The organism is Photorhabdus machadonis, from assembly GCF_052657765.1.
On record NZ_CP199761.1, the window covers coordinates 4638884 to 4652733 of the forward strand.

13 protein-coding genes and 1 other annotated feature are annotated in these 13850 nt (G+C 44.1%); of the genes, 4 read left to right on the top strand and 9 right to left on the bottom strand.

What is annotated here, in order from left to right; translation table 11 throughout:
• Positions 1-164: 164 nt before the first annotated feature.
• The 3 genes from ACUN2T_RS22415 to tal all read right to left on the bottom strand — a co-directional run bounded on the left by ACUN2T_RS22415 (position 165) and on the right by tal (position 2486).
• Positions 165-728, bottom strand: coding sequence for a chorismate mutase (locus ACUN2T_RS22415; RefSeq protein ID WP_445495113.1), 564 nt, complete (start codon positions 726-728; stop codon positions 165-167).
• A 138-nt stretch (positions 729-866) separates the two neighbouring features.
• Entirely contained in the window at positions 867-1442 is a 576-nt protein-coding gene (mog, locus tag ACUN2T_RS22420) for a molybdopterin adenylyltransferase (RefSeq protein WP_445495114.1), read from the bottom strand.
• A gap of 90 nt (positions 1443-1532) precedes the next feature.
• Entirely contained in the window at positions 1533-2486 is a 954-nt protein-coding gene (gene tal, locus ACUN2T_RS22425) for a transaldolase (RefSeq protein WP_445495115.1), read from the bottom strand.
• 254 nt (positions 2487-2740) lie between these two features.
• On the opposite strand from tal, the gene yaaA reads away from it, so the two are divergent.
• Positions 2741-3517, top strand: a complete 777-nt coding sequence (gene yaaA, locus ACUN2T_RS22430; protein ID WP_445495116.1) for a peroxide stress protein YaaA — start codon at positions 2741-2743, stop codon at positions 3515-3517.
• A gap of 61 nt (positions 3518-3578) precedes the next feature.
• Here yaaA and ACUN2T_RS22435 read toward each other — a convergent pair whose 3' ends face one another.
• The 4 genes from ACUN2T_RS22435 to thrA form a co-directional block, all read right to left on the bottom strand.
• A complete protein-coding gene (locus ACUN2T_RS22435) occupies positions 3579-4463 on the bottom strand; it encodes an IS982 family transposase (RefSeq protein ID WP_445494444.1) in 885 nt (294 codons plus the stop codon).
• A 95-nt stretch (positions 4464-4558) separates the two neighbouring features.
• Positions 4559-5851 (bottom strand): threonine synthase, encoded by a 1293-nt coding sequence (thrC, locus tag ACUN2T_RS22440; RefSeq protein WP_445495117.1) that lies wholly within the window; start codon positions 5849-5851, stop codon positions 4559-4561.
• Positions 5852-5859: 8 nt separating this feature from the next.
• Positions 5860-6810 carry a homoserine kinase gene (gene thrB, locus ACUN2T_RS22445; protein WP_445497958.1) on the bottom strand — a complete coding sequence of 317 codons (951 nt, stop codon included), beginning with the start codon at positions 6808-6810 and terminating at the stop codon, positions 5860-5862.
• Complete coding sequence (gene thrA / locus ACUN2T_RS22450) at positions 6792-9251, bottom strand: bifunctional aspartate kinase/homoserine dehydrogenase I (protein WP_445495118.1); 2460 nt, start codon at positions 9249-9251, stop codon at positions 6792-6794. The genes thrB and thrA overlap by 19 nt, the downstream gene beginning before the upstream one ends.
• A gap of 25 nt (positions 9252-9276) precedes the next feature.
• Positions 9277-9397 (bottom strand) — a sequence feature (Thr leader region).
• 664 nt (positions 9398-10061) lie between these two features.
• Here thrA and arcA point away from each other — a divergent pair.
• On the top strand, positions 10062-10778 hold the full coding sequence (arcA, locus tag ACUN2T_RS22455) for a two-component system response regulator ArcA (protein ID WP_445495119.1): 717 nt from the start codon (positions 10062-10064) through the stop codon (positions 10776-10778).
• Between the two features lie 68 nt (positions 10779-10846).
• Here arcA and creA read toward each other — a convergent pair whose 3' ends face one another.
• Positions 10847-11332, bottom strand: a complete 486-nt coding sequence (gene creA, locus ACUN2T_RS22460; protein WP_445495120.1) for a protein CreA — start codon at positions 11330-11332, stop codon at positions 10847-10849.
• 380 nt (positions 11333-11712) lie between these two features.
• On the opposite strand from creA, the gene robA reads away from it, so the two are divergent.
• Entirely contained in the window at positions 11713-12588 is an 876-nt protein-coding gene (gene robA / locus ACUN2T_RS22465) for an MDR efflux pump AcrAB transcriptional activator RobA (RefSeq protein ID WP_445495121.1), read from the top strand.
• Here the strand turns inward: robA and gpmB are convergent.
• Positions 12585-13232 (bottom strand): 2,3-diphosphoglycerate-dependent phosphoglycerate mutase GpmB, encoded by a 648-nt coding sequence (gpmB, locus tag ACUN2T_RS22470; protein WP_445495122.1) that lies wholly within the window; start codon positions 13230-13232, stop codon positions 12585-12587. The genes robA and gpmB overlap by 4 nt on opposite strands.
• Before the next feature lie 54 nt (positions 13233-13286).
• Here gpmB and yjjX point away from each other — a divergent pair, with 54 nt between their 5' ends.
• Positions 13287-13817 (top strand): inosine/xanthosine triphosphatase, encoded by a 531-nt coding sequence (gene yjjX, locus ACUN2T_RS22475; RefSeq protein ID WP_445495123.1) that lies wholly within the window; start codon positions 13287-13289, stop codon positions 13815-13817.
• The last annotated feature ends 33 nt before the right edge of the window (positions 13818-13850 follow it).

A 13850-nucleotide genomic window follows, 5' to 3' on the forward strand; every position in this document is an offset into this window, starting at 1 on the left:
AATCGATCTGGCGTACGGGTATTCCATCCTTATTGTGGCACTGAAACTAACTGCCTTTAGTGACAGCTCTACTTCAATATGTAGCTATTTTTCCCACCTTCATCTCTCCGACCGCATTAGGCAAAGGTTTACGGTGATTTTGACTAAAGAGTAAGGCGCCACTATTATTTCAATTTCACTTTTTCAAGCGCAGCAAAAATTTGCTGTTTATCCGAATCCTTTAAGTTATGTTGTTGAATATTCGCCATAAACATTTCCTTATCAGAAGCATCTATCCTTGCTCCGTCTTTTAGCAGAACCGCCATTTGTTGGAGAATTTCAGTACTTAACCCGCTAATTTTAATACGAACATCATCTAACGGTTTTGGCTGCCAGCCATTTTCAGGAACTGACAACCAATCGGCCCGATAACGATATTGAATTGCCTTCGCGGCCCCCATCTGGATTACAATAAATGGCCTGACTGACTCTCCGCTTAATCCAAAAGACTCGGCTTCACTGATTGATTTGGCAAGCACCTTATCTTCCTGAGCCATAACCTCAACAGGTAAATGGTTTTCGGCCTTATATCCTGCCACATCTTTCATGTAAGAAAGACGCTGATTAATTAACTGAACTACCGTCGTCTTTGTTTCCGTTGCTTGCGTTATTATTGGAGATATTGCGCTCATCACCAATGCTAAACCAGAAATAAAGCCAATTATCTTTGCTTTTTTTGACCGCTTCATCTTTTCACCTCGGAATTTATTCCAAAAAACTAATCAACATGCTAAATGAATTATAGACTTATAATGTTGAAATTGCCTTTCGATAAAAGTCAGATAAAAGCACGATTTTTCTGATTCTTTCCACAGCTAGTACATTGTTCAGCGACAGGCACTCTTCGGTCTAAAAGCAGCAACTACCTTATCATCGGTTTCGACATATGGGCCATCCAGCAATTGGATACAATATGGCACGCTGGCAAAAATGCCGGATACCAGAACATTGCCATTTTCGTCTTTCAAACCTTCCAACGTTTCTGCTATTGCTTTTGGTTGCCCTGGCAAGTTCAAAATAAGCGCCTGTTTGCGGATAACGCCAATCTGGCGGGATAAAATTGCTGTTGGAACAAATTTCAGGCTGATCTGACGCATCTGTTCGCCATAGCCTGGCATTTCACGATCTGCAACAGCCAATGTTGCATCAGGAGTCACATCACGGCGTGCGGGGCCGGTTCCACCGGTAGTCAAAACCAGATGACAGCCGATTTCATCCACCAGCTCGCACAGGGTTTGTTCAATGATAATTTGCTCATCAGGGATCAGACGGGTTTCTATACTGAAAGGTGTTGTAATAGCACTTTTCAACCACTCTTCCAGTGCCGGAATCCCTTTGTCCTGATAAACACCGCTTGATGCACGATCAGAGACGGATACCAGGCCAATGCGCAATTCATTCATACAAACCTCAATAATACATAATTAACTAACAGCAAAAAGGCGGCTAATTATGCCGCCTTTAAAACAAAAAGAATAGTTTATAACCTGCAATTACAGCAGATCAGCGATCATCTTCTCAAGTTTGCCCTGATCTACCGCAAATTTACGGATGCCATCCGCCAGTTTTTCTGTAGCCATTGCATCCTGATGATGTTCCCAATAGAACTGAGCTTCATTCAGTGGTGCTGGACGCGCTTTAATTTCACCACGATAACCCAGCTTACATTCAACCTCACCCTGAGTTTCAGACAGCTCTTTCAGCAGTGCCGGGGCAATAGTTAAACGGTCACAACCCGCCAATTCCAGAATCTCACCGGAGTTACGGAAACTTGCGCCCATCACAACAGTGTCATAGCCATGTTCTTTATAATATTGATAGATTTCCGTCACAGAAACTACGCCCGGATCTTCGTGTGGAGCGTACTCTTTCTGATCACTGTTCGCTTTATACCAATCAAGGATACGGCCAACGAATGGAGAAATCAGGTAAGCACCCGCTTCTGCGCAAGCGCGGGCCTGAGCGAAAGAGAACAGCAAAGTCAGGTTACAGTTAATACCTGCTTTTTCTAACTGTTCAGCCGCACGGATACCTTGCCAGGTTGAAGCGAGTTTGATCAGAATACGATCATTGCTGATACCCGCCTCGTTATACAACTTAATCAGGCGTTTAGCTTTAGCTATGCTACCTTCGGTGTCATAAGACAGGCGGGCATCCACTTCGGTAGAGATACGGCCAGGGATCAGTTTCAGAATTTCCAGACCAATATTCACAGCCAGTTTATCGCTGGCATCCACAATCTGCTGCTCACGGGAATCACTTTGTTCACGTGCCCACGCAATGGCCTCATCAATGAGTTTGCGGTATTCAGGGATCTGTGCAGCGTTAAGGATCAGAGATGGGTTAGTTGTAGCATCTTGTGGCTGATAAAGTTTCATCGCCGCAATATCCCCGGTATCTGCTACTACTGTTGTCAGTTTACGCAGGGAAGTTAGTTTATCGGTCATTTTGTCATATCTCATCGTTATGCGTGAAATTGAGGCATTGTTACTGAGCCATCCATTGATAATAACATGCTAAGACCTTGCTGCAAGGCGGTAAAAACGATCATTCACAGTCACTTATTCGCAACCGTTTTTAATTTTGTATCTGTCGTCACGACCTATAGAACACTGCCAAGTAGTTTCCGCTATCGTTGTTATTATTCTTTTCATCTGAGTTTTTGTTAAAGTAACTCAATCTGAACAACCGGGATGACGTTATGCTTATTACTATTTCACCTGCCAAAACCCTTGATTATGAAAGCCCGCTTGCCACGGCAAAATACAGCCAGCCAGAATTACTCGACCAGTCAAAGCAGTTAATCAGTATCTGTCGAGAACTGGCGCCTGCTCAAATTGCCAGCCTAATGGGGATCAGCGATAAACTTGCCGGTCTGAATGCCGCCCGTTTTGGCGAATGGCATGCTGATTTCACACCAGAAAATGCACGTCAGGCTATTCTGGCATTTAAAGGTGATGTTTATACCGGTATGCAGGCTGAAGTTTTTTCCGATAGGGATTTTGATTTTGCTCAGGATCATCTGCGGATCTTGTCCGGTCTTTACGGCGTGCTTCGTCCTTTGGATCTGATGCAACCTTACCGGCTGGAAATGGGGATCAAACTGGAAAATAAACGCGGTAAAGATCTCTACTCTTTCTGGGGAGATCTGATCACTGAAAAGATCAATGAAGCCCTAGAGCAGCAAGACGATAATATATTGGTTAATCTGGCTTCCGATGAATACTTCAAATCCGTTAATACGAAAAAATTAGCCGGTAAAATTATCAAACCCGTATTCCTTGATGAGAAAAACGGTAAATATAAAATCATCAGTTTTTATGCGAAAAAAGCCCGTGGGCTGATGAGCCGGTTTATTATTCAAAATCAGCTAACCCAAACTGACCGTCTGGTGGAGTTTAATCTGGATGGCTATGCCTTTGATGAGTCGTTATCCAAAGGGAACGAGCTGGTATTTAAACGCCCGGAACAACGTTAAAACTTTTATTATTGATATAAACGCCGCATGATCTGTGCGGCGTTTATTTTCTTAATTAACCTCAGCTTCGTTTAAAGATAGCGATCTCATTATCCCGTAGATTCAAGCTCGGTTTTTTAGGCTGGAATGTATAAGCAATAAGACCGGCAGCAACTTCTAACAAAAAACCGAGCTGACTGCGATGCCTTGAATGTTCTATCTGAGAAATATTTTTGAGCTGGTCGACGACCGTTTCTATCAAAAATCGCCGTCTTAACATCAACCTATCCCAGAGAGATAATGCTTTGGCTTTCATGTTACTCCGGACATTGGTGATTAACGTGACACCTTCCGCTTCTAACTCATCGCATAAAGCCTGGGACAAATACCCTTTATCCCCATACAAACAGCCTGTGAGTCCTTTTGTCAACGCGCTGACTGGCTGACGATCATCCTGGTTTCCTGCGGTGAGTTTCACGGCTAACAATTCACCGCAATCATTGATAACCAAATGAAGTTTAAAGCCATAAAACCAGCCTGTGCTCGTTTTACCTCGTTGTGCCATCCCTTCAAATACGCGATGACGAGGAATACGACGATTGTGACAAACAGCAATTTTGGTGGAATCAATAAAAGCAATTCCTTGAGTTTGTGCCTTACGTGATGAAAGAAAAGCGCATAAAGGAATAAGCGCCCTTTTTTTCAGGGTGAGGATACGCGTATAGCTGACTAATCCGGGGAAATCGGCTGTAAGATATTGTTTTACATGTTCAATATAAAATGTTTTAAAATCACGATAATGACTCATATGAAATAAAATGAGGATCATCATGACTTCACTGAGAGAAAGAGATGCCTCCCGGTGTCGTTTACGTAATCCATGTTCAATGAGTTGTTGATGCCAGAGAGGAATAAATTTTTGGCAAAAGTCATCGACGCAGCAGTAAAGTTCTTCTAAATTAACCATGCCTGAGGGTCTCCACGATTTTGTTTTCTTTAGCAAAAACTTTGATCGTGCCTCAGGCACTTTAGTTCCCTTCCCTTAAGCGAAGCTCAGGTTAATTATTCAGGTGCTCTTTCCATCAGGAAAGCACGCAATTCAGCAAAATTTGCAGGTAGATAATGGGACAACAACGCTAAATCAGCCCGTTCTGCCAGCGCTTCAGGCAAGGGCAATTCCTCACCCAAAATTTGCTCCACACTCTCTTTAAATTTCGCCGGGTGAGCCGTACCGAGAAACAGCCCGTATTCATCTTCTTGTAGCTGATCACGCAGGACACGGTAAGCAATGGCAGCATGAGGCTCAGAGATATAACCCAATTTAGCCAGCGCCTTAATCGTCTCTTTAGTCATTTCATCACTGACTACACCATAGCTCAATTCACTTAACGGCCAAGATTTACGACAAAACAGCGCTTCAATACGCGGCCAGTTGTTTGGCTGACTAACATCCATTGCATTGGAAAGCGTGGCAACTGTCTGATGAGGCACCCATTTTCCCTCAGTCAGATAACGTGGAACCGTATCGTTTACATTAGTCGCAGCAATAAAGCGTTTTACTGGCAGCCCCATTGATTTCGCCAATAAACCTGCGGTCAAATCACCAAAATTCCCACTTGGTACAGAGATAACCAGTTGTTCACGTTTATCTTCTGGTAATTGAGCAACCGCCTCAAAGTAATAGCAAATTTGCGCCAACAAGCGGCTGATGTTAATTGAGTTAGCTGAATTGAGATACAGAGCCTGTTTTAACGCATTATCATCAAACGCCTGCTTAACCAGTGCCTGACAATCATCGAAATCACCCTCAATCGCCACCGTATGAATATTACCGCCCAATGTACAGAACAGTTTTTCCTGTAACGGGCTGATTTTTCCCTGCGGATAAAGGATCACTACCTGTACATTGTTCAACCCATAAAAGGCGTGTGCTACCGCTGCACCGGTATCGCCGGAAGTCGCAGTCAAGATAGTCACAGGCTGCTCACCAGCAACCTGTGCCAGCATTTGCGCCATAAAACGACCACCAAAATCTTTAAATGCCAGAGTCGGGCCGTGAAACAATTCCAGTGTTGCAACATCATCTTCCACTTTTGCCACCAGCGCAGGGAAAGTAAACGCGCTCTTAACCCGCGCCGCCAGTTGTTCTGGCGGAATCTCATCACCAATAAACGCCGAAAGAATATGGCTGCTGCGGGTAACAAAATCCAGTTTCAGTAGTTGAGCAATTTCTTCACGGTTAAATTCTGGTAAATCTTGCGGAAAGAAAAGCCCTTGCTGTTTGCCTAACCCCTGCTTTACCGCCTGCGCAAAACTCACCTGCTCGCTGTTGTCTTTTAAGTTATACAGTTTCATCTGTTCCGTTACCCTATCTGTCGTGCGCCTGCGAGATCCAGACGGCAAATGTGTACAAGACCTTCATCATTCTGAACATAATGCTGTTGCAGCCACTGAGCCATTTTCTCTGCGGTAGTCATATCATTACAAATGGAAAATAACGTCGGGCCAGAACCAGAAATACCACAGGTCAACGCCCCTATCGCTTTTGCTGCCTCACGAGCCTCGGTAAAACCCGGAAGCAGTTGCGTCCGATACGGTTCAGCAACCACATCTTTCATCAATCTGGCTGCCAATTCTGGCTGCCGTGTATGGCAGGCATGAATAAAACCAGCCAAAAAACGTCCGTGGTCGATAACATCCTGCTTCGAATATTTTGCCGGTAAAATGGCTCTGGCTTCCGCAGTGGAAACTTTGATTCCCGGATAGGCCATCACCCATAGCCACTCATCAAATGACGGCATCGACTGACAGATAATGTCCTCCTGTTCCATAATCAATTGCAAACCACCGAGGTAGCATGGAGCGACATTATCATAGTGAATGCTGCCGGAAATGCGCCCTTCCAGTTGCCCCATCATTTCCAGTAATTGGTGTTCACTGAATGGACGCCCTGTAAATTCGTTCAGCGCCATCAAACCCGCCACAACAGAACAAGCACTGGAACCAAGGCCAGAACCAATTGGCATATTCTTTTCCAGCGTCATCTCCACGGGTAATTGTTTACCTAAATGCTGGCAGAACAGCTGCCAGCACTGATAAACGATATTGTACTCCGGCTCCGCAGGTAACTTTCCAACAAACCGCCCTTCATTATGCAGGCTAAAACTCTCGGCGGCCCGGACAGTCACACAATCGCCTAACAACGTACCATCAACCGGAGAGACCGCGGCTCCCAGCACATCAAACCCAACACTGACGTTCCCGATAGATGCGGGCGCATAGACTTTAACCACAATTAAACTCCCTGTTTCCAGGATAAAGTACGCAGCATATCTGCGAAAACACCAGCGGCAGTGACATCATTACCTGCCCCATAACCCCGCAGTACCAACGGTATTGGTTGGTAGTAACGCGTGTAGAATGCCAGCGCATTTTCGCCATTTTTGACTTTATAAAGCGGATCATTGCCATCTACTGTGGAGATTTTCACCTTGCACTGACCATGTTCAATCATACCAACATAGCGCAACACTTTTCCTTGCTCCTTCGCTTCTGCCACACGCTGGCTGAAAACGTGATCAAGAAAGGGCAAATGTTCAAGGAAAGTATCCACACTACCGCCACTGTCAAAAGAGACGGGCAGCACAGGCTCCACATCAATATCCCCCAGTTCAAGTTCATAACCTGATTCACGGGCGAGGATCAACAGCTTACGGGCAACATCCATACCGGAGAGATCATCACGAGGATCCGGTTCGGTATAGCCTTTCTCTTTCGCCAGTAAAGTCGCCTGAGATAATGACATCCCTTCATCCAACATACCGAAAATGAAAGAGAGAGAACCAGAAAGAATACCATTGAATTGCACCAGTTCATCACCCGCGTTAAGCAGGTTTTGTAAGTTCTCAATAACCGGCAAACCCGCACCCACATTGGTATCATACAGGAATTTACGTTTAGATTTCTCTGCTGCCTTACGGATCTGACGATAATAAGCCATTGACGAAGTATTGGCTTTTTTATTCGGTGTTACCACGTTGAAACCATCACTTAGGAAACTGGCATATTGGTCAGCAATTTGCTGACTGGAGGTACAATCGACTATCACCGGATTAAGCAAATGGGACTCTTTCTCCAGGCGGATCAGACGGCTTAGACTAAATGGCTCTTTGGCCTCTGATAAACACTGCTGCCAGTTATCAAGACAAATACCTCTCATATCCGTCAGCATGGCTCGTGAATTGGCGATACCACATACCCGTAAATCAATGTGCTTTTGCTTCAACCAAGTTTGCTGACGACGGATTTGCTCAAGTAAAACACTGCCAACACCACCCACACCAACGACAAAGAGCTCGATCACCTGATCGGTATTAAATAACATCTGATGGCACAGACGAACCGCTGTCGTTGCCATTTCATTGTCGATAACCGCAGAGATAGAACGTTCAGAAGATCCCTGTGCGATGGCGACAATATTGATATTACCGCGAGCCAATGCGGAAAAGAAACGGGCAGAGATGCCACGCAAGGTACGCATACCATCACCCACAACAGAGATAATGGAAAGATTTTCCATCACATCCAGAGGATCAAGAACGCCATCTTTCAGTTCGAGATAGAATTCCTCACTCAACGCCTGACGAGCACGTCCCAATTCACGTTGAGGGACACAGAAGCTGATGCTGTATTCTGAAGATGACTGAGTAATCAGCACGACAGAGATCCCTTTGCGGGACATGACAGCAAATACCCTCGCGGCCATACCAACCATCCCCTTCATACCAGGGCCTGATACGTTGATCATTGCCATATTGCTCAGGTTGGTAATCCCTTTCACCGGCGTACTTTCATCCTTCTGCCCATCACCAATAAGTGTTCCCGGCGCATCTGGATTGGCTGTATTTTTAATCAAACAAGGGATCTGGAATTGAGCAATCGGGGCGATAGTCCGTGGATGAAGTACTTTAGCACCGAAATAAGAGAGTTCCATCGCTTCCTGATAGGACATGCCTTTTAATAGCCGTGCATCCGGCACAACTCTGGGATCACAGGTATAAACGCCATCCACATCCGTCCAGATTTCGCAGCATTCAGCCCGCAAACAAGCAGCCAAAGCAGCAGCAGAATAGTCAGAACCATTCCGCCCCAGAACAACCAACTCCCCTTTATCATTGCCGGCAGTAAATCCAGCCATCAGGACAATATGGTCATCAGGAATATTCAGAGAAGAAATGCGCTTGGTAGACTCATTAATATCTACCGTAGATTCAAGGTAATGACCTTGTGCCAACAGATTTTTTACCGGATCAATCACCGTGACTTTGTGACCACGTGCCTGCAATACAGACTCCATGATTGCGATAGAGAGTTTTTCACCACAGCAGATCAGGGAAGCGTTAATACTGTCCGGGCATTGACCCAATAACGAAATACCATGCAGAACCTGTTTCAATTGAGCAAATTCTTGCTCTACCACCATTCTTAACCGCTCATAATCAAAACCAGGTTGTGCTTGCGCTAACTCCTGCAATGAATCAGCAAAGATCCGCTCTGCATCATGCATATGGGTAATAACATCTTGCCCAGCCACAGTTTTTTCGATCATCGCCACTAAATGGTTGGTAATTTTTGCCGGGGCAGAAAGCACTAACGCAACCCCGCCCTGAGAAAGTTTTTTCTCTGCAATATCGGCGACACTCTGCACACGCTGGCAATTAGCGACCGAAGTTCCTCCAAATTTAAGCACTCGCATTAACATTTTTCTCCTGATTTCACGCCAAAAAAAAGCCCGCATCTGATTTGGATGCGGGCTTTTTTCTCTCTCTTAATATATGCGTCAGCCCGCCCCGCAACCTGTGGTTCCGGTGGTGATAATCATTGTCGTTTTCAGGCTGATAGCTTGCATAGGTTCCTGTCTGTCATTTAATGAGTTCGACCCTATACTGGTTAAATGAATTCTTTCACAAAGTCAAACATTTTATCTAAATAATCTTATTTTTTTGATATTTTTCCCATTGGAATAATTCATTTCATAGACATTAATACCAACAAATATATCTTACTGAACGTAATATTTTAGTTATTAAATCTATTTTTAACAAAATTAACAATATGTTTTATCTTTTAGTAAAAATCAGTTATTTTTGTTCGCCGGCAAGCTTATTGTAGATTATTTTTCACACAACAACGCTCAGTGCGTTAACAGGAATTTGTCATTTGCCTGACATAGTACAAGGTATAAAATAACAAATATAAATAATATTAACGTGCTACAATCAATTTTGATTTACGTCAATAAAAGGTAGTTTTTTTAGATGGTAAATGCATTGCAAGCTGTTATATTGCTGTTAATAGACTAACATAACACTGTTTAGCTAGTTTTTTCGGGTATATGCCCACAAAGGAAAAACAACTTTTACTTTCAGTGTAAAACATATCAATAAATGTTATTACTGACTTAAGCTATAATTTCAGTGATGACAAACAATAACCAGTAAATATCCTGAGATAAGAGTAGTTTGAGTCATTCTGATTTTATTTTAAGCGATTCTAGGTAGCAACCATGCAAACCCCGCACATTTTGATTGTTGAAGACGAAATTGTCACTCGCAATACCCTGAAAAGCATTTTCGAAGCCGAAGGGTATATCGTTTATGAAGCCACTGATGGTTCAGAAATGCACCATATTCTGTCAAACAATGACATTAACCTGGTGATTATGGATATTAATCTTCCAGGCAAAAATGGCTTGTTACTTGCCCGTGAATTGCGTGAGCAAGCGAATGTCGCTTTGATGTTCCTGACCGGCCGTGATAATGAGGTAGACAAGATCCTTGGGTTGGAAATTGGTGCGGATGATTACATCACCAAACCCTTTAACCCACGAGAATTAACTATTCGGGCACGCAACCTGCTTTCCCGTACCATGAATCTGAGTACTGTCACCGAGGAGCGACGCCAGGTTGAGAGCTACAAATTCAATGGCTGGGAATTGGATATCAATAGCCGTTCTCTGATCAGCGCTGCGGGTGAGCAATACAAATTGCCACGCAGTGAGTTCCGCGCCATGCTTCATTTCTGTGAAAATCCGGGTAAGATCCAGACTCGCGCAGAATTACTGAAAAAGATGACAGGCCGTGAACTGAAACCTCATGACCGTACTGTTGATGTGACTATCCGGCGTATCCGTAAACATTTCGAATCTAATCCAGATACGATGGAAATTATTGCCACCATTCATGGTGAAGGTTATCGTTTCTGCGGTGATTTAGAAGCGTAATGTGAATCATTGATAAAGCTAAAATAAATAACAGGATGGGATATCCATGAGGAACCCCATCCTGCCTCTCAGTTTTCCGCAAATTTCCACGGCATAATGGGTACAGCACTGATCGCATTCTTCGGTGAACCATCAATCATTTTGTCAGAATAAGTCAGATAGACTAATGCATTACGGTTTACATCGTAGAAACGAACAACTTGAAGTTTTTTAAACACCAGTGAAGTGCGTTTCTGGAAAACAATCTGACCTTTCTTATCGCCTTTTTTAATCTTATCTGTCAGTTCAATGGATCCGACCTGCTGGCAGGAAATAGCCGCATCAGCGGTATCTTCCGCAAGCCCCAATCCCCCTTTTATTCCGCCTGTTTTTGCTCTGCTCAGGTAGCAAGTCACATTTTTAACATCTGGATCATCAAATGCTTCCACCACAATTTTGTGATCTGGCCCGATAAATTTAAACACGGTGTCTACCGAGCCAATTTCTTCAGCCTGAGTAGCCAGAGGTACGAACAACAATGTGGTTGCTACTAATATCTTTATGATTTTTAACATATATAATCTCATACCTTAATTAATTAAGCCTAAAATTTCACCACAGTAATACTAAACAGTGTGGTAATACACCAACAATAATAGTTACTCATTAATATAATTTCATAAAGTAATGAGTGAAATAATAATACGAACAAGTATCCTATTGTAAATAGAAGACTTGCCTTACACTTAGTGTTTATATCCAGTAGAATTATTGTTGAATGTTACTCTTGTCAATAAATAATGAACACGAACAGCACGCAGAAACCAGAACGTACACAATATATGTGAATGATTCGTTTCACTTAGCCTGCGGGACTGTTCAAATAGCAAGCAAAATAGCCTAATGGTATAGGCTCTTATCTTATTCTTTCTGGTCTTAATGACTAAGGAGATGTATGGATCAAACCAACATCATTCGTGATTTATTACGTTGGCTAGATAATCATCTGGATCAACCGTTATCACTCAACAATGTTGCAGCCAAAGCAGGTTATTCTAAATGGCACCTGCAACGTATGTTTAAAGATGTTACCGGCCAGGCTATTGGCTCCTATATCCGTGCCAGAAGGTTATCGCGGGCAGCCGTTGCTTTGCGTTTAACCAGCCGTCCTATTCTGGATATTGCTTTACAGTACCAGTTTGACTCCCAACAAACTTTCACCCGTGCATTTAAAAAACAGTTCAATAAAACTCCGGCACTTTATCGGCTCAGTGAGGAATGGTGTGCTGCCGGCATTTGTCCCCCCATATTGCTGGATAAGAGACATATTCCCGAAGCAACATATATCACGCTAGAAGAACAGCCACTGGTTGGTATAGAACAGACCTGTTCCTATACGCTGGAACAGTGGTCCAGCTCTTGTACTGAAATGCGCCATAATTTCTGGACATACTATTTGCAAAATGCAGAAGTGTTACCGCCTGTGCTTTATGGCCTTCACCACGCTATTCTCAACCCAGAAAAAGAAGATGAGCAGACAGTGTTCTACACGACAGCGGTAGAACCCAAATATGCGCAGTTTGATGTAGCAGGTAGCCAACCTGTTACATTGCCAGCTGGAGAATATGTCTCATTCAGTTACTATGGCACCAAAGATGGCTTACAGGATTTCCTGTTCACCGTCTATGGTATTTGCTTACCAATGCTAAACCTAACACGCAGGAAAGGATACGATATCGAACGCTATTATCTCGCCAATACCAATGACCGAGAAAAGGAAGCGGCGAACCATATCATCGAATTTCAGTATCTCATTCCTATCCAGCACTAACGCTGTAATTCATCCAGTGCGGGCATATCAAGATGTGTGATATCGCCTGCCGTTTCCACAATCCAGCCTGATGCCAGCCACGGACTGTGCTGATAATCCACCCTGGACAGAGAGCAATTACGCAAACGAAGACGACGTTCAGCATGTGCGGGTAATCCCAATATCGTGCTAACTAAGCATCCCAAAGCGATTCCATGACTGACCAGTAACGGCCGGCTACCATCAGGCAGATGGCGGCAAGTCTCCAGCGCGGCCCTCATTCGCACAGAGAGCTCCTCCATAGATTCGCCTTCGGGGATGCGCCCGCCGGGTGTACCATCAAGGACTTTCTTACGCCATCTTTCTTCTTCTGAAGTCAGTGAGTCAATATTTCTGCGCTCAAGCACTCCCATGTGCAATTCACGCAAACGTGGCTCCAAAATAACTTCACAACCGCAAACCTCAGCAATGATTTCCGCGGTACGACGTGTACGCCCGAGGTCACTGGCCATAATATGGGTAATATTTTCAGATTTGACTCTTTGCGCCACTAATCTGGCCTGATGTTCACCTGTTTCGGTTAAAGGGCTGTCAGATTGACCCTGGATACGACGTGCCGCATTCCATTCGGACTCCCCATGACGAACAAGATATACCTGTAACATTTTCATTTTCCGTTATACTGCGTAAATATTAGTTCAAAGGATAACTTATCTATTATGTATCACGTTATTGCTGCAACCACCAACCCCGCCAAAATTAAAGCCATCAGTCTCGCATTTGATGACGTTTTTGGACCAGGTGCTTACCGGATCGAAGATATCAATGTAGACAGCAGTGTCCCACAACAACCCATAGGTAACACAGAAACCCGTACCGGTGCCCGTCAACGTGTGATGGCCGCCAGACAAGTCCGCCCCGAAGCAGACTTTTGGGTAGGTGTGGAAGCCGGTATTGAAGATGATATGACATTTGCCTGGATGGTAGTGGAATATCAGCAAATTCGCGGAGAATCCCGCTCAGCCAGCCTGATGCTGCCAGAGAAAATTCTTGATGGTATCCGCGAGGGTCGTGAATTAGGCCAAGAAATGGCTTACCTCACAGGTGTTGATAACATCAAACAGAAAGGCGGCGCTATTGGCTTTTTCACTAATGGTATTCTGACTCGTACCCGTGTGTACCATCAAGCCCTGATACTCGCTTTAGTGCCTGTCCATCATGAAATTTATAAAGAACTGAATGCCCGTTAAACAGGCAGTTACCCTAGGCCGCAATCGGCGGCC